Source organism: Celeribacter baekdonensis, assembly GCF_003047105.1.
GTDB classification, from domain to species: domain Bacteria; phylum Pseudomonadota; class Alphaproteobacteria; order Rhodobacterales; family Rhodobacteraceae; genus Celeribacter; species Celeribacter baekdonensis_B.
This window is the reverse complement of the sequence record NZ_CP028475.1, coordinates 2,518,857-2,538,222: the sequence shown is the minus strand read 5'-3', so window position 1 is coordinate 2,538,222 and position 19,366 is coordinate 2,518,857. Positions and strand designations below refer to the sequence as shown.

The 19,366-nt window shown below is 56.2% G+C and carries 21 protein-coding genes; 19 read left to right on the top strand and 2 right to left on the bottom strand.

Translation table 11 applies throughout. The features are described 5' to 3' along the window. Nucleotides 1–33: 33 nt before the first annotated feature. From mutM to DA792_RS16100, 8 genes are all read left to right on the top strand, one after another. Entirely contained in the window at nt 34–885 is an 852-nt protein-coding gene (mutM, locus tag DA792_RS16140) for a bifunctional DNA-formamidopyrimidine glycosylase/DNA-(apurinic or apyrimidinic site) lyase (protein WP_107721081.1), read from the top strand. 63 nt (nt 886–948) lie between these two features. Continuing rightward, nucleotides 949–1,725 carry an enoyl-CoA hydratase gene (locus tag DA792_RS16135; protein ID WP_107722739.1) on the top strand — a complete coding sequence of 259 codons (777 nt, stop codon included), beginning with the start codon at nt 949–951 and terminating at the stop codon, nt 1,723–1,725. A 154-nt stretch (nt 1,726–1,879) separates the two neighbouring features. Further along, nucleotides 1,880–2,143 (top strand): 30S ribosomal protein S20, encoded by a 264-nt coding sequence (gene rpsT, locus DA792_RS16130; protein ID WP_107721079.1) that lies wholly within the window; start codon nt 1,880–1,882, stop codon nt 2,141–2,143. Between the two features lie 492 nt (nt 2,144–2,635). After that, nucleotides 2,636–4,147: an aldehyde dehydrogenase family protein gene (locus tag DA792_RS16125; protein ID WP_107721077.1), complete on the top strand. Its 1,512-nt coding sequence runs from the start codon at nt 2,636–2,638 to the stop codon at nt 4,145–4,147. 242 nt (nt 4,148–4,389) lie between these two features. After that, nucleotides 4,390–5,307 carry a GMC family oxidoreductase gene (locus DA792_RS16120; RefSeq protein ID WP_254679289.1) on the top strand — a complete coding sequence of 306 codons (918 nt, stop codon included), beginning with the start codon at nt 4,390–4,392 and terminating at the stop codon, nt 5,305–5,307. Beyond that, nucleotides 5,216–6,250 carry a TRAP transporter substrate-binding protein gene (locus DA792_RS16110; RefSeq protein WP_107721074.1) on the top strand — a complete coding sequence of 345 codons (1,035 nt, stop codon included), beginning with the start codon at nt 5,216–5,218 and terminating at the stop codon, nt 6,248–6,250. The genes DA792_RS16120 and DA792_RS16110 overlap by 92 nt, the downstream gene beginning before the upstream one ends. Before the next feature lie 50 nt (nt 6,251–6,300). Then, nucleotides 6,301–6,813 carry a TRAP transporter small permease subunit gene (locus tag DA792_RS16105; RefSeq protein WP_107721072.1) on the top strand — a complete coding sequence of 171 codons (513 nt, stop codon included), beginning with the start codon at nt 6,301–6,303 and terminating at the stop codon, nt 6,811–6,813. Between the two features lie 9 nt (nt 6,814–6,822). Continuing rightward, nucleotides 6,823–8,148, top strand: a complete 1,326-nt coding sequence (locus tag DA792_RS16100; RefSeq protein ID WP_107721070.1) for a TRAP transporter large permease — start codon at nt 6,823–6,825, stop codon at nt 8,146–8,148. Nucleotides 8,149–8,210: 62 nt separating this feature from the next. On the opposite strand, the gene DA792_RS16095 is transcribed toward DA792_RS16100, so the two are convergent. Beyond that, nucleotides 8,211–8,777, bottom strand: a complete 567-nt coding sequence (locus DA792_RS16095; RefSeq protein ID WP_107721068.1) for a nuclear transport factor 2 family protein — start codon at nt 8,775–8,777, stop codon at nt 8,211–8,213. A gap of 250 nt (nt 8,778–9,027) precedes the next feature. Here DA792_RS16095 and DA792_RS16090 point away from each other — a divergent pair, with 250 nt between their 5' ends. Genes DA792_RS16090 through DA792_RS16055 form a run of 8 tightly spaced genes read left to right on the top strand, consistent with a single transcriptional unit; the run spans nt 9,028 to nt 15,811 of the window. Next, nucleotides 9,028–10,188, top strand: coding sequence for an amidase (locus DA792_RS16090; protein WP_107721066.1), 1,161 nt, complete (start codon nt 9,028–9,030; stop codon nt 10,186–10,188). Beyond that, the gene (locus DA792_RS16085; RefSeq protein WP_107721064.1) at nt 10,185–11,336 is read left to right on the top strand and encodes an acyl-CoA dehydrogenase family protein; all 1,152 of its coding nucleotides are present in this window, start codon (nt 10,185–10,187) and stop codon (nt 11,334–11,336) included. The genes DA792_RS16090 and DA792_RS16085 overlap by 4 nt, the downstream gene beginning before the upstream one ends. A gap of 45 nt (nt 11,337–11,381) precedes the next feature. Then, nucleotides 11,382–11,744: a hypothetical protein gene (locus tag DA792_RS16080; RefSeq protein ID WP_107721062.1), complete on the top strand. Its 363-nt coding sequence runs from the start codon at nt 11,382–11,384 to the stop codon at nt 11,742–11,744. Between the two features lie 55 nt (nt 11,745–11,799). Then, the gene (locus tag DA792_RS16075) at nt 11,800–13,077 is read left to right on the top strand and encodes an aromatic ring-hydroxylating dioxygenase subunit alpha (protein ID WP_107721060.1); all 1,278 of its coding nucleotides are present in this window, start codon (nt 11,800–11,802) and stop codon (nt 13,075–13,077) included. Then, entirely contained in the window at nt 13,074–13,568 is a 495-nt protein-coding gene (locus tag DA792_RS16070; protein ID WP_107721058.1) for an aromatic-ring-hydroxylating dioxygenase subunit beta, read from the top strand. Before DA792_RS16075 ends, DA792_RS16070 begins: the two co-directional genes overlap by 4 nt. After that, complete coding sequence (locus tag DA792_RS16065) at nt 13,568–14,329, top strand: SDR family NAD(P)-dependent oxidoreductase (RefSeq protein WP_107721056.1); 762 nt, start codon at nt 13,568–13,570, stop codon at nt 14,327–14,329. Before DA792_RS16070 ends, DA792_RS16065 begins: the two co-directional genes overlap by 1 nt. Before the next feature lie 2 nt (nt 14,330–14,331). After that, nucleotides 14,332–15,297: a PDR/VanB family oxidoreductase gene (locus tag DA792_RS16060; RefSeq protein ID WP_254679288.1), complete on the top strand. Its 966-nt coding sequence runs from the start codon at nt 14,332–14,334 to the stop codon at nt 15,295–15,297. Between the two features lie 7 nt (nt 15,298–15,304). After that, nucleotides 15,305–15,811, top strand: coding sequence for a flavin reductase (locus DA792_RS16055; RefSeq protein WP_254679287.1), 507 nt, complete (start codon nt 15,305–15,307; stop codon nt 15,809–15,811). Nucleotides 15,812–15,825: 14 nt separating this feature from the next. Here DA792_RS16055 and DA792_RS16050 read toward each other — a convergent pair whose 3' ends face one another. After that, nucleotides 15,826–16,317, bottom strand: a complete 492-nt coding sequence (locus DA792_RS16050; RefSeq protein WP_107721052.1) for a MarR family winged helix-turn-helix transcriptional regulator — start codon at nt 16,315–16,317, stop codon at nt 15,826–15,828. A gap of 122 nt (nt 16,318–16,439) precedes the next feature. Between DA792_RS16050 and DA792_RS16045 the strand changes: the two genes are divergently transcribed. The 3 genes from DA792_RS16045 to DA792_RS16035 are packed head-to-tail and all read left to right on the top strand — an operon-like array spanning nt 16,440 to nt 19,284. Beyond that, entirely contained in the window at nt 16,440–17,462 is a 1,023-nt protein-coding gene (locus DA792_RS16045) for a TRAP transporter substrate-binding protein (RefSeq protein ID WP_107721051.1), read from the top strand. Continuing rightward, entirely contained in the window at nt 17,459–17,980 is a 522-nt protein-coding gene (locus DA792_RS16040) for a TRAP transporter small permease (protein ID WP_254679286.1), read from the top strand. The genes DA792_RS16045 and DA792_RS16040 overlap by 4 nt, the downstream gene beginning before the upstream one ends. 14 nt (nt 17,981–17,994) lie before the next feature. Further along, nucleotides 17,995–19,284 carry a TRAP transporter large permease gene (locus DA792_RS16035; RefSeq protein WP_107722736.1) on the top strand — a complete coding sequence of 430 codons (1,290 nt, stop codon included), beginning with the start codon at nt 17,995–17,997 and terminating at the stop codon, nt 19,282–19,284. Nucleotides 19,285–19,366 lie beyond the last annotated feature (82 nt).

Genomic DNA, 19,366 nt, shown 5'->3' with positions numbered 1-19,366 from the left:
TGACAATCGCATGTGGAAAACGGAGAGATCAAAATGCCGGAATTACCAGAGGTCGAGACGGTTCGTCGCGGGCTGGAACCCTCTATGGTGGGGGCAGTGATCGCGCGGGCCGACGTCAATCGACCTGATTTGCGCTGGCCCTTTCCCGAAAACATGGCGAAGCGATTGACGGGGGCGCGCGTCGAGCGGCTCAGGCGACGGTCAAAATACATCTTAGCCGATCTTGATACCGCTGAGACGCTTTTGATCCATTTGGGAATGTCGGGGCGGATGACTGTGTCGGGCGACCCATTGGGCCAGTTCGCCCATGAGCATCCGCAGTTGGAAAAGCACGATCATGTGGTTTTTCACATGGAAAATGGCGCGCGCGTGACCTTTAACGACCCGCGTCGGTTTGGAGCGATGGATTTGATGGAGACGAGCGCCGAGACGGCGCATTCGCTTTTGGTCAAACTCGGTCCCGAACCTTTGGGCAATCACTTTGATGAGGCGCATCTGATCGCGGCGTTCTCGGGCAAAAATACCCCCGTCAAAACCGCGCTCTTGGATCAACATATCGTTGCCGGGCTGGGCAATATCTATGTGTGTGAAGTGTTGTTTCGAGCGGGCATTCATCCGACGCGCAAAGCGGGTCAAATCGCCAAAGCTCGCGTTGCCTCGCTTGTGCCCATCATTCGCGAGGTGTTGTTGGAGGCGATCGAGGCGGGCGGGTCGTCGTTGAAAGATTTCCGTCAGGCGGATGGTGAACTTGGCTATTTCCAACACAATTTTCGCGTCTATGGCCGGGAAGGTGCGTCTTGTGTCACACCCGAGTGCACATCTGAGGTCAAAAGGATCGTTCAGTCTGGGCGCTCGACCTTCTTTTGCCCAGTCTGTCAGAGATGACTTGATCCCTTTGGGCCAAGTGTTAGGACTCCCCAAACTGCGATCCACATAATGGAGGGCAATATGGCCTACAAAACGCTTATTACCGAAATCAAAGATGGCGTGGAGCTGATCCGGCTGAACCGTCCTGATGCTCTAAACGCTTTGAATTCAAAGCTTTTGTCCGAGCTGGCCGATGCCGTAACCAAAGCAGATCAGGACCCAAAGGTGCGGGTGATTGTCGTCACCGGATCGGAAAAGGCCTTTGCCGCAGGGGCTGACATTAAAGAAATGTCGGAAAAAACCTACGCCGATATGGCGACCGAGAACTTTTTCACAGACGATTCCAATGCCATTTTGGCCGCACGTAAGCCGATCATCGCCGCGGTGTCTGGCTATGCGCTGGGCGGTGGGTGTGAATTGGCCATGATGTGCGATTTCATCATTGCGTCTGACACGGCAAAATTTGGTCAGCCCGAAATCAACCTTGGCATCATCGCAGGCCTTGGTGGCACACAGCGCCTGACACGGTTTGTCGGCAAATCCAAAGCGATGGAAATGCATCTGACAGGGCGGTTCATGGATGCCGATGAGGCCGAGCGCTCTGGTCTTGTGTCCCGTGTGGTTCCGGCCAAAAAACTGCTGGAGGATGTGATGGCGACCGCCGCCAAAATCGCTGAGAAAAGCACGATTTCGGTTGCTTCGGCGAAAGAGGCGGTCAATCGGTCTTATGAAACCACGCTAACGGAGGGCGTGTTGTTTGAGCGTCGGTCTTTCTATGCGCTCTTTGCGACAGAGGACCAAAAGGAAGGTATGGCCGCCTTTTTGGAAAAACGCGCGCCGCAATTCCGCGACAAATAAAGAGATTTCTGGCTTCCCTTATGGGTGATTCTGCTCTAAGGGAGGCCTCACATGCGCGTGGAGCCCGCTTAGGCTATGATTGTCCTGCCCTTAACGGGGTGTCGGGGGCCGTGTGCAACATATATGCAACCAACCCCGAAAGAGGGAAACGATCATGGCAAATTCGCCCCAGTCCAAAAAACGCGCCCGTCAGGCCGTCGCCCGCACAGACGTCAACAAAGCACGTCGTTCGCGCATCCGTACCTTCATCCGTAAAGTCGAAGAAGCCATCCTGACCGGTGATCAAGCTGTTGCTTTGGCTGCCCTGCGCGCGGCTCAGCCGGAAATGATGCGTGGCGTCTCCAAAGGCGTTATCCACAAAAACACAGCTGCTCGCAAAATGTCCCGCCTTGCGGCGCGCGTCAAAGCCATCAACTAAGTCGTCCGACATTGATGTGACACAAAGAGCGCGCCTTCGGGCGCGTTTTTCCTTGTCTGTGGGGCGTGCCTCTGTTTGGGGCGCGGGCGGTCAGGGTCGATCTGATGAAAGGCCCGCACATATCGTCGCCATTCCAATCCATCCTATGCTCTTAAATCGGAACACAGCCGTCGCCCAGCCAGAAGCGGACGGCTTTGCGGTCTTTGGAGCGTTGATACCTTTGCCATCCCTCTCTTCCACAATGGATCATCACAATGGCCGTTGCCGAGACCGGCGAGGCGGAGAATGCCATATGGCTTTTCCATTGTGCTGAATTGCGCGGCGCGGCGCGGCAAGTGCGCTCTGATATTGATCCCAGAATGCCTTTGAGACGTTGATTTGAAATCACGATTGACAAAACAAAGTTTAATGCGTCATTCTTCACGGTAATAATAATGTAATGCGCAACGACGCGTTCACACTAAGTCGCACATCGGTCCAGTGGAGGTCCTCATGAAATTTTCTGCACCTGACAGTGCGGTAGACGTCGTATTGCCGTCTGTTTCCGCATTTCTCGCCGCACCCAAAATGGTTATTGGCAAAAATGAATGTGGGGCGAGCACGGGCCGAACCTTTGCCGTCTTCGATCCGGCCACCGGCGAAGAAATCGCTCAGGTGCCCGCAGGTGGTGCCGAAGATGTCAATGCGGCAGTGGCTGTTGCCCGCGCGGCCTTTGAGGGCCCTTGGTCCAACATGAGCGCCATGGCGCGCCAGTCCTTGATGCTCAAGCTCGCCGATCTCATTGAGGAGAATGGTGAAGAGCTGGCCCAGATCGAGACTTTGGAAAACGGCAAGAACGTGATGATTTCACGTCTCATCGAGGTGCAATCCTCCGCCGAATACATTCGCTATATGGCGGGTTGGGCGACCAAGATTTATGGTCAGACCTTTGACGTGTCCATCGCCATCCCCGAGGGCACAAAATACCAAGCGCAGACCCGCAAAGAAGCCGTCGGCGTGGTCGCGGCGGTGACGCCATGGAATTTCCCGCTCAACATGGCCGTCTGGAAAATCGCGCCTGCACTGGCGGCGGGCTGTACCGTGGTGTTGAAGCCCGCCGAAGAAACGCCGCTGACCTCGATGTATCTGGCGAAACTCTGTCTGGAGGCCGGGTTCCCGGAGGGGACGGTCAATGTCATCACTGGCACCGGTTCGGACGTGGGCGCGCCTTTGGTGGCGCATGATGGGGTCGATAAGGTTACGTTTACAGGGTCCACCGCGACCGGAAAGCTCATCGGCATTCAGGCGATGAAAGACATGAAGCCGGTGACATTGGAGCTGGGCGGGAAAGCCCCGATGGTGATGTTCGACGATATGGATCTTGATCTGCTGGGCCCGGCAATCGGCATTGGTACGATGTTCAATTCTGGCCAAACCTGCACCTCGGGCACGCGGCTTTATATCCAAAAAGGCATCTACGAAAAGGCGCTCGACATCATCGCGGCCATTGCCGGGAGCCTGCCGATTGGCTCTGGGATGAACCCGGGCAATATGATCAATCCTCTGGTCTCCGCCAAACATCAGGCTCATGTTAAAGCCTGTATTTCCAAAGCAATCGAACAAGGCGCAAAGCCAATTCTCAACGGGGCTGCCCCGAATGAAGGCTACTATGTTGCGCCACAGATTTTCACCGAAACCACTCAAGACATGGCGATCATGCAGCAAGAGGTGTTTGGTCCGGTGATCTCGGTCACGCCCTTTGATGATGCAGATGAGGCGATGACCATGGCCAATGATACGATCTATGGCCTTGGCGCGTCGATTTGGACCTCGGATGTCAACAAAGTCATGCGGTATGTTCCGAAACTCAAAGCCGGAACAGTTTGGGTCAACGCCCACAACATCCCTGATCAAAACATGCCCTTTGGTGGCTTTAAACAATCGGGTGTGGGGCGTGAACACGGCGCAGGCGCGCTTGAGAATTATCTCGAAACGAAATCGGTTTGCGTGGCGTATCCCGCGTAGACTGCATGGCCCTGTCCCTTTCCCCGAGGGGCGGGGCCTAATGACGCTGTGCACTTGACGCGCAGCTGACCCGTGAAGCCCCCGCCATAGAGGGGCCACGACAACAGAGAGGATTGAACTGAAGATCGAGAGATGCCCTCGGTTGGACGCCATCCTTGTCACTGCAAAGTTCCCTTCCTCGTGTCGGCTCCGCTGGCACGAACCGCCCTTTCTTTGTCCATTGCCAAGAGGCTCATCTCCCCATGAATGCCCATACATATCCCCAGCTCACCGCCGATCTGAACGGCAAAACATTTGACTATATCATCTGTGGTGCCGGGTCCGCCGGATGCGTGATTGCTGCGCGCCTGTCCGAAGATCCCGCAGTGTCCGTCCTTCTGATTGAAGCAGGTCACGGTGACACGCCCGACATGGTCTCCACCCCGCTGCGGGTGATCGACATTTGGTTTTCCGATTACGATTGGGGCTTTTCGACGGTGCCGCAAAAACATGCCGGAAACCGCCAAGTCTATTGGCCACGCGGTAAGGTCATGGGCGGCTGTTCGTCGATGAACGGCATGATCTATGTGCGTGGCCACAAGGCCGATTATGACGCGTGGGCGCTTCAGGGCAACTATGGTTGGGATTGGCAATCTGTCTTGCCGTATTTCAAGAAAATCGAAGATTTTCAAGGAGGTACGGATGACTACCGTGCCACCGGCGGGCCGCTTCGTGTGATCAAGGACTACGAGCCGCACCCGGTGATGGAGGCTTTGGTCAAAGCCGGTGTCGAAGCTGGCATTCCCTATAACCAAGATTACAACGGCGAGACCACAGACGGTATTTCGCGCATCCAGTTCAACATCAGCGAAGGTAGGCCGAAAGTTATGTCCCTTTTTGCGCCCTTGCCGTTCTCGAAGAACTCTCGGGCGCGCGTACCGAAGTTGAGGACCCCTTCCTCGATTTGCTTATCGCACAGCAACCCAGCACTGAGGCCGCCGCAGCACAGATTGCGGCCTTGGTGCGTCACCCACGACACGTCTCGTGAATCCGGCCGGAAAGGTCGAACTAACCCAATAGGAGAAAACAATGAAGACGCACATCAAATCTCTGGCCGCCGTGGCCGCTACGGTTTCTGCACTGGTGGCCGCCCCGGTTATGGCCAAGGGAACAAAACTTGACATCCAAAGCGCATGGCCTTTGACCATGCCCGCAAGTGGTGCCAACGCAGCCTATTTGGGCGATAAGCTCAATGAAACCTCCGGCGGTTCGCTTGATGTGACCGTTTACGGTGCGGGCAAATTAGTGCCGTCGCTGCAGATTTTCGACGCGGTGCAACAGGGCTCGCTGGATGCCGGTATCACCTCGCCGCTTTATGTCGCGGGTCGTTTCCCGGCGGTGCAATTGTTTGGCGGCATCCCCTTTGGCCCCGATGCGATCACTCACACCGCCTGGCTGTATGACGGCGGAGGCCGCGAAATCTGGTCCGAAATCTATGCCAAACAGGGCGTTGTGACCATTCCCTGCGGTCTGATGGATAGCGAAGCCGGCGGGTGGTACAATTTCGAAATCAACACCATCGACGACCTCAAAGGCAAGAAAGTTCGGTTTGCCGGTCTGGCAGGTGAAGCCATGGCCAAGGTCGGTGCGTCCATCGTGCTTTTGCCGGGTGGCGAGATCTATCCGGGTCTTGAAAAAGGTCTGATTGATGGCACCGAATTGTCCATGCCCGCCATCGACATCACTCTGGGTCTTCAGCAAGTGGGCAAATACTATTACCTCCCCGGTTGGCACCAACCCGCTGCGATGAATGAGTTGATCGTCAATCAGGCGAAATGGGACAGTTTGGATGCAAGCCAACAGGCTTTGATCGAAGAGAGCTGTAAGGCCGTGAACCTTGAATCCATCACCTCGACCATGGCGTTGAATGCCAAAGCCGTGGCCGAGTTTGAAGCCGCCGGTGTTGAGATCAAATCCTTTCCGCCGGAAGTCTTGGAGCATCTCCATGCCGCTTTTGACGAGGTGATCGCAGAACAAACTGCCAAAGACGCCGATTTCAAACGGGTCTGGGATTCGCTGACCGCCTATCGCGCCTCTGTCGCGCCTTGGGCCGAACGTCGTTAAGCCATCTGCGCCGGGGGCCTCTCCGGCGCGCATTTGCGGGGAAACACATCATGCAAATCGTTATCGCGTTCATTGAGGGGTTCATCATCCGGGTTGGTAAAATCGGCGCGTTGTTTTTGCCGCTCTTGATGCTCACCATTCTGGTCAATGTCACCTCACGTTATGTCTTTGGCATCGGTTCGATCGAGTTGGAAGAACTGCAATGGCATCTCAATGCCGTGGCGGTGATGTCCTGTCTGGCATGGACCTATCAAAAAGACGCCCATGTGCGGGTTGATGCGTTTCACGTCAAAATGTCGGCCACGCAAAAGGCCATCGTCGAACTGTGCGGCGTGGTGTTTTTGTTGCTGCCATTCCTGTGGTTCGTGACAGATAGCGCATGGACGATTTTTGGCTATTCGTGGCGCCTCAAAGAAGGCTCGCCCATGCCATCGGGCTTGCCCGCGCGCTACATCATCAAATTCGTGATGGCCGCCGGGCTCAGTCTTTTGGCGCTGCAAGCCGTGGCCATTGCTCTGAAATCCATCCTCTTTCTGTTTGGTCCCAAGACCTACAAAGACTAAGGCGCAATCATGGACATTCTCTTTGTTTTCCTTCTTTTCGCCTCCTTCATGGTGGTGATGTTCTCGGGCTTTCCGATTGCGTTCGTTTTGGGCGGTGTCGCGGTTCTGTTCGCGGCTTTAGGCACGTTCCTCGATGCGTTTAACGTTGATGCCGATATGGCCTCGTTGCGGATGATCGGCTTTGTTGCCAATCGGATTTTTGACACGCTCTCAAGCTATTCTCTCATCCCAATCTCCATGTTCGTCTTCATGGGCATGATGTTGGACAAATCCGGCGTTGCCGAGCGGCTTTTGACCCGGATGCACCAGGTGTTGCGGGTGGTTCCGGGGGGTATGGCGGTCTCTGTCGTGTTGATCGGCGTGGTGCTTGCTGCCTCCACCGGGATCATTGGTGCCTCTGTCGTTTTGCTCGCGACGATCGCGATGCCGGCGATGCGCGGTGCGGGCTATGATGACCGGCTCGGCCTTGGTGTTGTCGGGGCGACCGGGTGTTTGGGCATTCTCATCCCGCCGTCGATTATGCTCATCGTTATGGGGGATCAGTTGCAAATCCCTGTTGGAGATTTGTTTCGTGGCGCGATGGTGCCGGGGCTGTTGTTGGCGCTGGCCTATGTGGCCTATGCCGTGTTTATCGCGCTGCGCTTTCCAGATCGCGCTCCGGCCAAGCCGATTGAAGCGGGGCGTGAGGTGCGCGAGGTCGTGCTTGATTTGATCGGCTCACTGGTCGCGCCGTTGCTTTTGGTCATTGCGGTTTTGGGGTCCATTGTCTTTGGGATTGCCACGCCGACCGAGGCCTCTGGCGTCGGTGCAGCAGGGGCGACGTTGATTGCATTGATGTCGAAACGGCTCACGTGGTCCGGGTTTCGTGAGGTGTGTGAAAGCACAGGCACGACCACCGCGTTTCTCTTTGCGTTGATTTTTGGCGCGTCCTGTTTCTCTGTCGTCTTGCGCGGGTATGGCGGAGATGAATTGATCGAAACTGCGCTTCACGCCATCCCTTTGCCGCCAACCGGAACACTGATTCTGATCCTGTTCATCGTGTTTCTCTTGGGATTCTTTCTTGATTGGATGGAAATCATCCTGATCGTAGCCCCTTTGGTTTTGCCGGTTTTGACCGCTTTGGGACATGACCCGGCGTGGGTGGCCATTCTGATGGCGATTTGCCTGCAAACCTCGTTTTTGACACCTCCGGTGGGAATGGCGTTGTTTTACCTCAAAAATGCGGTGCCGGATGTGGAGATCACCCAAATCTATCGGGCGGTTCTACCCTTTGTGGCGATGCAAATTGGGATTTTGGTGCTCACGCTTTTGGTGCCAAAAATTGCACTTTGGTGAGACGATCCGATTGAAAAAGGGCGCCTCTTAGGGCGCCCTTTTGCGTGTGAGTCGCTGCAATTTTACGGTTTCATCAAAACCGAGGCAGAGGGATAATCCGAGGCCCAAGTGGCGGGAAGCGGCGCAACAAACACGTTTTCCGTGCGATTGCGGGTGTAACGCCAAGTGCCGTCGTCACATTTTTTGAACGCATTAAACAGGCGCGAAGAACGCAAAAGCGCTTTGCCATCGGAGAACAACCACGGCTGCATATGGACCCATTGACCCGTTGCCGTCAGCCCGTCAGGGGCCACGTTGATTTGCTCTGAGGTCAGGTAGTGACAGTTGAGAATCAGCGCCGGATCGGTTTTGCCGCCCCAGAACCCTTCGAAGTGTTTGCGCACGGCGGCTTTGCCTTCGGCGCGGCCAAACTGTCCGGTGTAATACTCACCTACGCCTTCCCAAACAGCCTCTTCTGAGAAGAGTTCCATAATTAAATCAATGCGTTCTGCATCATCTTTGACGCCATATTCGGGCATCGGTGTGTCGCAAAGGAACATGTAGCGGGATTGTACGCGGCGGACCTCGGCCTCTGCTTCGAGCAGCTCAAGGCGTTTGGTGAGGGCGGCGATGGTGTCGGAGTCAGTCATGTGCGTCCTTTCGGTTCGGCGCTGTGTCGCACCTTAGATTTTGAGACAAACCTCGGGCAAAAATTGAGCTTGCGGAGGAGTGTTGCCTGCGGATGAAGCAGTAAAATTACCGTAAACAGGGTTTACGACACTCTGCGTGAATGCGCAAAGAAATTGTTTCATCTTTCACTTGACCTGTGACGTAAATACGTGAAGATTACTGTAACAGCGTCACGCCAGATGACGCCAAAGCCCAAACAGGGACCAGAAAATGAACGCACACGTCACCAGCTCTCACGCGCTGGTCCAAGAGCTGTCTTTGGGCGGCGCTGGGCCAACTGTCGTGGTCAAAGATTGTATCGACATTGTCGGTACCGTGACGGGCTGTGGCTCAGAAGCCTTCGCCTCTGCCGCGCCCGCAACCGAAAATGCCGTGGTGGTTGACGCGCTTCTGATGGCCGGATGCCGGATCATCGGCAAAGCCAATATGCACGAACTGGCGTTTGGGATGACGGGCGTGAATGGATTTCACGGGACTCCTGTGAACCCCAACTGGCCGGACCGCATTCCGGGCGGCTCGTCGTCCGGGTCTGCCGTCGCCGTGGCCGCAGGGTTATGTGATTTTGCCATTGGCACCGACACTGGCGGATCGGTGCGTCAGCCGGCGATCTGTTGTGGCGTGATCGGGATCAAGCCAACCTATGGCCGGATCAGCCGTAAGGGCCTGTCGCCTAGAAACAGCTCGCTTGATTGTGTCGGGGCCTTTGCCCGTGACATGGATATGATCGAGACTGCTATGGCGTCCATGGACCCGAGTTTTGTTCCTGAAACCCTCATCCACGCGCCCAAATTGACCCGGATCAAATCTGATCCTGTGGCCGAAGTGGGCGATCCTTTGGTCTATGCTTTGATGGATGCCTATCCGGGCATGGGCTATGAACGCCTCACCCATTTTGAAGCGGCGTTTCAGGCCGGAATGACGGTGATTTCCTATGAGACCGCCGCCGCATTTGGGCATTTGCTCGACGAAGGCGCACCGCTTGGCGCGGATATTCACAAACGCCTGACGGCGGCACGCAACGTGACCGAGGCGCAATTGGCCAAGGCCGAAGCGGTGCGTACCGCCTTCACTGCCGAAGTGGACGTGCTTTTGGAACAGTATGACGCGCTTGTCACGCCCGCCTTGCCGGTGATCCCGCCAACGCTGATTGAGGCGCAAGACCCACAAACCATTCTGCCGCTGACGCGCTTTTTGCGCCCGTTTAACCTCAGCGGCCACCCCGCAATCACCTTGCCCGCGCGCACGAACACCGGCTTGCCCATCGGGCTGCAATTGGTTGGGCGTAAAGGCGAAGAGGCCCGACTTTGCGCGATTGCGCGCTGGGTCGTCTCTTGTGTTCCCGATTTTCAGTCAAAGGACCAAAGCCAATGACCTCACTGTCCAAACTCTCCGCAGACCAAGCAAATGATGCGCTCTACATCTCCGTCTTAGATGAAATCCGTGCTCGTCGGGCCGAGTTTACTCAGTTGCGCCATGTGCCGTTGGATGTGGTGGAGCGGCTGCAACACATTGGCGTTTATCGCTCTTTTGTGCCCACTCGTTTTGGTGGCGATGAGAAAACCCCCGCTGAGTTCTGCCGTCTGATTGAAGACATCTCTGCGGCGGATGCCTCCACCGGTTGGGTCGCAAGTTTTGGCGTCTCCGCCACCTATTTGGCGGCACTGCCGTCGGACACTTATGCGCAAATCTACGGCAAAGATCCGAACACCGTGTTTGCGGGGGCAATGTTCCCGCCGCAAAAGGCCGACAAGGTTGATGGTGGGTTTAAGGTCAAAGGCCGCTGGCCGTGGTGCTCTGGTATCATGGGGTCGTCCCTGGTTGGTGCGGGCATCAAGGTCGAAGGCGATGACACGCCGTTGCCACGTGTGGCGGTGTTGCCGCGCGACAGGGTCTTTGTCGATGAGACGTGGAACACCATCGGCTTGTCTGCGACCGGCTCGCACGACGCGGTGGTCGAAGATGTCGTGGTGGCCCCTGAGTGGACCTTTATCCGCGGCGGCAGACCCGAGATGGATGATCTGATTTTCAAATATCCGGCGATGGCTTTGGCATCACAGGTTTTGGCTGTCGTGGCCTTGGGCGCGGCACGTGAAGCACTTGATTTCTTGGTGAAAGACGCGGCTGATCGCGCTTCGATCACCGGCGCACCAAATCCGGGCGCCCGCCCCTACGTGCAGTCCGAATTCGCCAAGGCGCAGGGCATCTTGATGGGGGCGCGCGCGGCGTTTTACGACATGATTGAGGCGGCTTGGGAGCAACTCAAGTCCACCGGCGATGTGTCTCAGGACATGAAAATTCGCCTGCGTTTGGTGGCGACCAAAGCCGCCCGCGATGGTGCAGAGGCGGCCCGCATCGCCTTTGTCATCGGCGGGTCTGGCGTGATGGAAACCGGCCATACCTTGGGGCGTTGCATGGTGGACGCGGCGTGTGTCGCGCAACACGCTTTTATGGGCGAGGGCACGTGGACTGCCGCAGGTGCTGGCTTTTTCGACCAACCGACTATGCCCGGATACCCCTAAGACACCCGATTGATTGCACGAAATATTCCGAAAGAGGACGAGTCTATGAGCGACCAAAAGCCGATCCGCACCCTGCTGTGCTTTAACAACCATCCGACGTTTTTCAGCCTGCCGTTTGACCAAATCGGCCCGGTTTGGAAAGCCACCCAAGAGTTGATGTCCGGCATTGACCAGATGGAAGGCGTCGAAATCGTCGGGACGTTTGATGACGATCAGACCATGGTCGGGGCCTCCTCGGGCTTTCCGTTCACATGGTACATGCTCTGTGATTTCCCGACCCGCGAAGACGTTATGGCCGCCTGTAACTTGCTGCGCACCATCGTGGTGGGCGAGGGCAATGACCGGCTTTGGAAATACATGACCGTCGAGGCGCGTATGGGTCGCGCTTTGGAAATCCCGCAACTTTAATTTTCCGGGGTGCGCGGTTTCGACGCCATCCTGATGCCACTGAGAAGGAGCCAACATGTCTCTTGATATGCCAAAGTTCAGTGACCTTGACGCACTCTACGACGAAGAGAATGCGCTGGTCGGAACCGCCATGTACGAAGATCCCGATCTCTTTGACGAAGAGATGGAAAAGATTTTCAAAAACACCTGGGTCTGGATCGCACATGAAAGCGAATTCCCTGACAAAGGCTCGTTCAAACTGTCCAACGTCGGTCTTGAACCGGTGATCGTGGTCCGCGACCGCAAGGGCAAAATCCATTGCATGGTCAATCGGTGCCGTCACCGCGCTGCCACCGTCTGTGAAGTCAAAAAGGGCAAGACCTCGTCGTTCCAATGCCCCTATCACGGCTGGGGCTACGGGCTTGACGGTTCTTTGCGCGCACTGCCTTACCCGGAACAGTACGGCGATGATTTCGACAAGGCTCAGCATGGTCTGTTGAAGCTGCGCACCGAGTCCTACAACGGTATGGTGTTTGCGACCTTTAAAGAGGACATGGAGCCGCTCGAAGAGTTCTTGGGTGAGGCCGTGTGTCGTTACATTGACCTGTTCATGAAACAGGGCGGTGGCTTCCCGGTCAAAGTGTTGGGCGAGCATCAGTTCACCGTGCCGATGAACTGGAAAGTGCAGTTGGAAAACACCACCGACGCCTACCATTTCCCGGTCGTGCACAAGAGCTTTATGCAAACGCTCGACGGTCAGACCGAAGAGATGTTCGATTTCCTCGACAAGGGCAAAGGCTGGGTTGAGGATCTGGGCAACGGTCACTCGATCATGATGATGATCCCGGAGCTCGAAGACCTCGACGCCAACCTTGATGCGCCGATCCCGGCCCGTTTCGAAGAGCTGGCACAAGAAATCCGTGATGAGGGCTATCCCGAAGATCAGGTCAAGAAAATCGTGCGTGCCGTGGGCGGGGCGGGGTTCAACCTCAACCTCTTCCCCAACGTGTCCTTCTCCTTGGCGTTCTTTCGTGTGCTCACGCCAATTTCCGTGGAGCAAACCGACATCCGCCATATCGCCATCGGCATGGACGGTGGCCCGGATGCCGCCAACCAAGCGCGCATTCGTTTACATGAGCATTTCCAAGGGCCGATGGGCTTTGGCTCGCCGGATGACGCCGAAGTCTGGGAACGCATTCAGCGCGGCACCAAAGGGGGCGAAGAGCTCAAGATCCTCGTGAACCGCGGCATGGTCGATGAGGTCGACGGACCGAATGGTCCGCGTGGTCACATCTCCGCTGAGACCGGCATGCGTGCCGCTTACAAAATGTGGAAAGGCTTGATGGCAAAATGACTGAAATGAGCAAAATCGACACCAAATCCCTATTGGCTGATGTCACAGCTTTCATCTGGGCCGAAAGCGCAATGCTGGATGCCAAGGAATATGACGAGTGGCTCGATCTGTGGACCGATGACGGTCTTTACATCATGCCGATCGGCGACACGGTGGATTTCAAAAACAGCGTCAACCTGTGTTATGACAACGCCAAAATGCGCAAAGATCGCATTGGGCGTTTCCACCAAGGCTTTTCCATCTCGTCCGCGCCGCCCGCTTTGACGGTGCGCACGCTGTCGCGGTTTCGGATTGAGGCCACAGACGGCGATTTGGTCACCGTGACCTGCGCCGAACATGTCATCGAGGATAAATTTGGCCGTCAACGCACCTGGGCAGGCAATGTCGCATACACCCTCCAATCCACCGAGGGCGGGTTCAAACTGCACCAAAAGATCATCCGTCTTTTGAACTCTGATGGGATGCTGAATTCGTTCAGCTACTTGTTCTGATGAGCGCGCCGCTTCCAGAACACATCCCGACCGCAGTGGTCACGGGCGGTGCGCGCGGTTTTGGCGCGCAGGCTGTCCGGGCACTGCACAAAGCGGGCTACCGAGTGATCATCACCGACGTGAATCCGGGTGAGGAGGCCAAAGCCTTGGCCACCGAATTGGACCTCGCGGGGGACACTGCGATCACCGCCACATTGGATGTCTCCAAGCCTGAGGATTTCCAAACGGTGCTCGACAAATGTGTCGACCGCTATGGTTCGGTCGAGGTTTTGGTCAACAACGCCGCGCGCACTGCTGTGCAAAACGTGCTCGACATTGATCCCGCGTTTTTCAACGAGGTCATGGCGACAAACGCCGGTGGCACCTTTGCCGGGTGTCAGGTTTTTGGCCGCTATTTCAAGGCGCAGGGCTATGGCCGTTTGATCAATATGGCCTCTTTGGCCGGTCAAAACGGCGGCACCGCGACAGGGGCGCATTATGCCGCCTCAAAAGGTGCGATCCTGACGCTGACTAAAATTTTTGCCCGCGATCTCGCACCGTTTGGTGTGACCTGTAATGCTATCGCACCGGGTCCGATGGACACGCCGATGGTGCGTGACGTCTTGGGCGACAATATCGGCAACGCGATTGCGGGCATCCCGGTCAAAAAACTCGGCGATCCCGATTTTGTGGCCAAGATGGTTGTCATGTTGGCGGGTCCTGACGCGGGTTTTGTCAACGGTGCCTGTTGGGACGTCAACGGCGGGTTGTATGTGAGGTAATCATGACCAAAGACAACGCACAAAAGCTAAAGGTCAGCGCACGTATGGATGATCGTGGCGGGATTTCTCGCATTCGGTTCGTGCCAGAAAGCGGCGAGAATATCGTCCCGTTCGAGGCGGGCGCACACCTTGATCTCTACCTGCCTGACCTCGACATGTGGCGGCAATATTCGCTCTGCTCTGATCCTGCGGAAACCGACTTTTACGAAATCGGGGTGCTCAAAGATCCGAACAGTCGCGGTGGCTCGCTTAAGGTTCATGAAACGGCCGTTGAGGGTGCTGTGTTCACCGTCGAAGGCCCGCGCAATCACTTCCCGCTGGATGAAACCGCTGAGACCACTGTGCTTTTGGGCGGCGGCATTGGCATCACGCCGATGATCGCAATGGCCAAGCGGTTGCACGCCATCGGCAAAGATTTCACCTTGCATTATTGCACCCGCTCGGCGGATGTGACGGCCTTTCGCGACACGCTTGAGAGCTGTGGGTTTGCCGATAAGGTGGTGTTCCACTATGACGACCAAGACCCCGCACAACGGCTTGATCTCAAACGTGATTTGCCTGCCCCTTCTGGGGCCACTCATCTTTATGTCTGTGGTCCGCAAGGGTTCATGGATTGGGTTATCGAGACGGCGGAAGCGGCAGGCCATGCCAATGCCAACGTCCACCGCGAATATTTCTCGGCGGATGTGGACCTCTCCGGCGACAGCTTTGAAATCGAATGCCGTGAAAGTGGTGTGACGCTGACGGTCGGGGGCGATGACACCATTGCCAAAGCTTTGGCGCGTGCCGGCATCAAGGTCGAAGTCAAATGCGAAGAGGGTGTTTGCGGCACCTGTTTGACCGACGTTCTTGAGGGCGAGATTGATCATCGGGATCAGTTTTTGACCGAAGAGGAACGCGAAGATGGCGACGTGATGTGCGTCTGTTGTTCGCGGGCCAAAGGTCCAAAACTCGTGTTGGATATTTAAGGGGACGATGATGGATCTGACTCAAACCCAACAGGACTTTCGCGAAGGCATGAGCCGCCTCGGTGCCGCTGTGAACCTGATCACCACCGACGGCCCTGCGGGTAAGCATGGCATCACCGCTTCGGCTGTCTGCTCCGTCACGGACAACCCGCCGACGCTGTTGGTCTGCATCAATACCCGCGCGTTTGCGCATGATAAATTCGTGGAAAACGGTGTGCTTGCGGTCAATGTTTTGGCTGCCGAGCATCAGGAGCTCTCTGGCATTTTTGCCCGCTTTGTCGAGGGCGTGGATCGGTTTTCATTTGGTGACTGGGAGGCGGGTCCAACCGGCGCGCCGATGCTCACAGATGCCAATGTCGCGTTTGATTGCCGCATCACAGGTCGCCAGGAAGAGGGCACGCATTCGGTGTTTTTCTGTCAGGTCGAAAAGGTCCGCATGAGCGCCAAAGCGCGTCATGGGTTGGTGTGGTTTAGCCGGGATTTCCATCATCTTGTGACGGAGGATCAGGCGTGAGCGTGACGCTGAACTCAGATAATCCGACCAAGATCCGTTGTGATCTTTCCAAGGATGGCGTTCAGAGTTTTGATCTCCGCGGGCGTGACGTTGTGAAAACTTTCGTCGCGAATGCGGTAGACCTCATTGAGCGCTTTGGCGCGCAAATCGTCGCCCTTTTCGGTCAGGCAGACTTCGGTCACGCGCCCGTCCGTGGGGCGCACGCGAGTCTCCACCAAACCATCGGCGATCATGCGCTGAACGATCTTGGTGGTGGTGTTGAGTTTGAGAGTGGAAAAATCCGCAACCTCGGAGACCGACATGTAGTCCTGTTGGTACAGCGAGATCAGAACGCGCCAACGGGGCGCATCGACACCCAAGGGTTTGAGCCGCTTTTCAAGCGCGCGCGTGTAAAAGGCGTTGACCCGGTTGATCCAAAAATAGGGCCACGTATCACGGAAATGATCGGGTTTTTGGGACTCTTCGGGGTCTCTATTTTGGTCATGATCGGTCTCTCCAAGTCCCATGCTCGTCGCGTGGCCTAGGGAATAATATATATGTATCAGTGTGATACGGTGACTTTCCAACAAATAAAGAACACCCACAAAGGGCGTCATACCATCAAAATGCACCAATAGGGAATGTGAAAATGAACATGAAACTTAAAAAGATCGCCGCCACGGCGACGGCCATTGCACTCTTCTCCGGCGCGGCATTTGCCGACACCGTTCTCACCATGAACAGTTGGCTGCCCCCGACCCATCCGCAAGTGGCCGAGTTGTTCGTGCCATGGGCCGCAGACATCGAAAAAGTCACCGAAGGTCGCGTTAAAATCAACATTCTGCCCGCCCCGCTTGGCCCGCCCCCCGCGGCGTTTGATTTGGCCAAAAACGGCATCGCCGACATCACGTATTCGGTTCACGGCTATACGCCGGGCCGGTTTAAAACCTCCGTCTTGGGGGAAATGCCGTTCCTTTCCGATGATGCCGTGGCCACGTCTGTGGCCTTTTGGCGGGTTCAAGACGCGATGTTGAAAGACGCGGGCGAATATGACGGCGTCAAGGTTTTGACCGTCTTCACCCATGGTCCCGGCGAGATTTTTTCGCGCAAACCGATTGAAACCGCAGAAGATGTGTCCGGTCAAAAAATCCGCATCGGGTCGACCATGGCGCATGACATTGCGACAAATTTGGGTGCCGTTCCAGTCGAAGGGCCGTCGTCCAAGGCCTATGAGCTTTTGAGCCAAGGCGTTGCTGACGGGATCTTCTTTCCCTTTGAAACGGTGACCTTTTTTAGCCTCGAAGACATCTTGGACTATGGCTACACCGTCAAAGGTGGACTTTATAATTCCGCCATGTTCGTGGTCATGAATGAGGCCAAATGGAACAGCATTTCGGCGGAGGATCAGGCCCTCATCGAACCGCTTTTGGGCGAAGCCTTTGCGCGCCGCGCGGGTGAAATGTGGAACGCTGCCGATGCCAAGGGGCGGGCTGAGATGGAGGGAAAAATCACCATCAAAGCCGCCTCCGACGAAGAAGTTGCCGCGCTCAAGACGCGTCTTGCGCCGATCGTGGATGAGCGGATCGCGCAGATCACAGAAGCGGGTGTCGATGGGCAGGCGGCCTATGACATGATGCTGTCCGAGATCGCTAAAATCGAGTCCGAAAAATGATGAACCTGTCCGAACTTGTTGCCGGACATCACGAGGATGGGCTGCCGCGCGCGGTGGCCCGACCTTTCCACCATGTGATCGCCTGGCTTTGCGCGGTGCTTTTGATCTTGATGATGGGCTTGACCGTCGTCGATGTGTTGGGGCGCTATTTGATGAATGCGCCGGTGCCGGGCTCGACCGAGCTGACCGAAATGCTTTTGGCTGCGATCATCTTTTTGGGGCTCCCGGCGGCGAGCCTGGACCGGGAACATGTGACGGTCGATCTCTTTATTGACCGCCTGCCGGATTGGATCAATCGGCTGCGCGAGCCCGTGGTTTTGCTGATGTCGGCAGGTGTGCTTGGCGTGATTGCGTGGCGTCTTTGGATCACCGCCGCTCAGGTCGCTGGCTATGGTGGCACCACAGCGACATTGGAACTGCCCGTGGCGCCCATCGGGTATCTGGCCTCTTCCCTGACTTGGGTCGCGGTGGCACTCACCTTGGCCGAAGTCTTTTACCGCCCGAAAAAGGAGGCCTGATGATGGCTCAACTCATGACCCATTGGGAATTCGGGACGCTTGTCCTCTTTATCCTGTTGTTTCTTGGTGTTCCGATTTCCTTTGCCTTGGCCCTGATCGGCACGGCGGGCACGGCGGCCATCATCGGGTGGTCCCCGTCCTTTTCGCTTTTGGGGCAAACCTATTTCGAACACAGCCGCAGTTATTCGCTGTCGATCCTGCCGCTGTTTTTGATGATGGGGAATTTCGTGGTGCAATCGGGCATCGCGCGCGATCTCTATTCTGCCGCTTATGCGTGGCTTCGGCATCGTAAAGGTGGGCTGGCCGTGGCGACTGTTGTGGCCTGTGGCGGGTTTTCTTCGGTCTGCGGATCGTCCTTGGCGACCGCATCGACCATGGCGAAAATCGCCCTGCCGAACATGCGCAAATTTGGCTACCCGGATAGCCTTTCGACCGCCTCCATCGCGGCAGGCGGGACTTTGGGCATTCTGATTCCGCCCTCCGTGATCTTGGTGTTTTACGGCATCATGACCCAACAAGACATCGGCAAGCTGTTCCTCGCGGGCATCCTTCCGGGCATTTTGGGGGTGATCCTATATGCGCTTGCGGTTCGGATTTCGGTGCATTTTGGCAAGTTTGAGTTGCCGACTGAGGCCAAGCTTCCGCTCAAGGATCGCATCATCGCCCTCAAAGGGGTCGCTGGGGCGCTTGGGCTTTTTGCCTTTGTCATGGGCGGCATTTATTTTGGTGTGTTCACCCCGACGGAAAGTGCCGGTATGGGGGCCGGGGGCGCGTTCCTTTTGGTGCTGTTGCAAGGGCGTCTGACCGTGACCAAAACGCTTGTCACCCTCTATGAAACGGCCAAAACCACAGCGATGATGTTTTTTATCCTGTTCGGTGCACTGACCTTTGCCAACTACGTCAACCTGTCTGGGATGAGCCGCGACATTCAAGTCTTGGTCACCTCCGTGGGCGATCATCCTTTGGCGGTGATCGGGATCATCACGGTGATTTACCTGATCCTTGGCTGCGTCCTTGAGGGTCTGTCGATGATCACACTCACCGTGCCGATCTTTTATCCTATCGTCGCGGCGCAAGGGTTCGATCTAATTTGGTTTGGCATCTATGTCGTGATCGTCACCGAGGTGAGCTATATCACACCGCCCGTTGGTCTAAACGCTTTCGTGCTCAAATCCGTGGTCAAAGACGTGCAGCTCAGCACGATCTTCCGCGGTCTTGGGCCCTTTCTTTTGGTGGATGTGTTGCGCGTGATCTTAATTCTCGCGTTTCCGGCGCTCGTCTTGTTCGTTCCCAACATGATGTAGCGCATTCGCACCAACTGCGGCGGGTCGTCCGGCAAGAGACCCGTCGCATTTTTCTTTGCCCTTGCCGCCTTAAGAGCTTGAA

Excerpts from the sequence above, each read along its gene's own strand:
- DA792_RS16045 (WP_107721051.1), top strand. The coding sequence starts at position 16,440 with ATGAACATGAAACTTAAAAAGATCGCCGCCACGGCGACGGCCATTGCA.
- mutM (WP_107721081.1), top strand. The coding sequence starts at position 34 with ATGCCGGAATTACCAGAGGTCGAGACGGTTCGTCGCGGGCTGGAACCC.
- DA792_RS16080 (WP_107721062.1), top strand. The coding sequence starts at position 11,382 with ATGAGCGACCAAAAGCCGATCCGCACCCTGCTGTGCTTTAACAACCAT.
- DA792_RS16070 (WP_107721058.1), top strand. The coding sequence starts at position 13,074 with ATGACTGAAATGAGCAAAATCGACACCAAATCCCTATTGGCTGATGTC.
- DA792_RS16100 (WP_107721070.1), top strand. The coding sequence starts at position 6,823 with ATGGACATTCTCTTTGTTTTCCTTCTTTTCGCCTCCTTCATGGTGGTG.
- DA792_RS16105 (WP_107721072.1), top strand. The coding sequence starts at position 6,301 with ATGCAAATCGTTATCGCGTTCATTGAGGGGTTCATCATCCGGGTTGGT.
- DA792_RS16095 (WP_107721068.1), bottom strand. The coding sequence starts at position 8,777 with ATGACTGACTCCGACACCATCGCCGCCCTCACCAAACGCCTTGAGCTG.
- DA792_RS16125 (WP_107721077.1), top strand. The coding sequence starts at position 2,636 with ATGAAATTTTCTGCACCTGACAGTGCGGTAGACGTCGTATTGCCGTCT.
- DA792_RS16110 (WP_107721074.1), top strand. The coding sequence starts at position 5,216 with ATGAAGACGCACATCAAATCTCTGGCCGCCGTGGCCGCTACGGTTTCT.
- rpsT (WP_107721079.1), top strand. The coding sequence starts at position 1,880 with ATGGCAAATTCGCCCCAGTCCAAAAAACGCGCCCGTCAGGCCGTCGCC.
- DA792_RS16060 (WP_254679288.1), top strand. The coding sequence starts at position 14,332 with ATGACCAAAGACAACGCACAAAAGCTAAAGGTCAGCGCACGTATGGAT.
- DA792_RS16120 (WP_254679289.1), top strand. The coding sequence starts at position 4,390 with ATGAATGCCCATACATATCCCCAGCTCACCGCCGATCTGAACGGCAAA.
- DA792_RS16090 (WP_107721066.1), top strand. The coding sequence starts at position 9,028 with ATGAACGCACACGTCACCAGCTCTCACGCGCTGGTCCAAGAGCTGTCT.
- DA792_RS16040 (WP_254679286.1), top strand. The coding sequence starts at position 17,459 with ATGATGAACCTGTCCGAACTTGTTGCCGGACATCACGAGGATGGGCTG.
- DA792_RS16075 (WP_107721060.1), top strand. The coding sequence starts at position 11,800 with ATGTCTCTTGATATGCCAAAGTTCAGTGACCTTGACGCACTCTACGAC.
- DA792_RS16055 (WP_254679287.1), top strand. The coding sequence starts at position 15,305 with ATGATGGATCTGACTCAAACCCAACAGGACTTTCGCGAAGGCATGAGC.
- DA792_RS16065 (WP_107721056.1), top strand. The coding sequence starts at position 13,568 with ATGAGCGCGCCGCTTCCAGAACACATCCCGACCGCAGTGGTCACGGGC.
- DA792_RS16035 (WP_107722736.1), top strand. The coding sequence starts at position 17,995 with ATGACCCATTGGGAATTCGGGACGCTTGTCCTCTTTATCCTGTTGTTT.
- DA792_RS16135 (WP_107722739.1), top strand. The coding sequence starts at position 949 with ATGGCCTACAAAACGCTTATTACCGAAATCAAAGATGGCGTGGAGCTG.
- DA792_RS16085 (WP_107721064.1), top strand. The coding sequence starts at position 10,185 with ATGACCTCACTGTCCAAACTCTCCGCAGACCAAGCAAATGATGCGCTC.
- DA792_RS16050 (WP_107721052.1), bottom strand. The coding sequence starts at position 16,317 with ATGGGACTTGGAGAGACCGATCATGACCAAAATAGAGACCCCGAAGAG.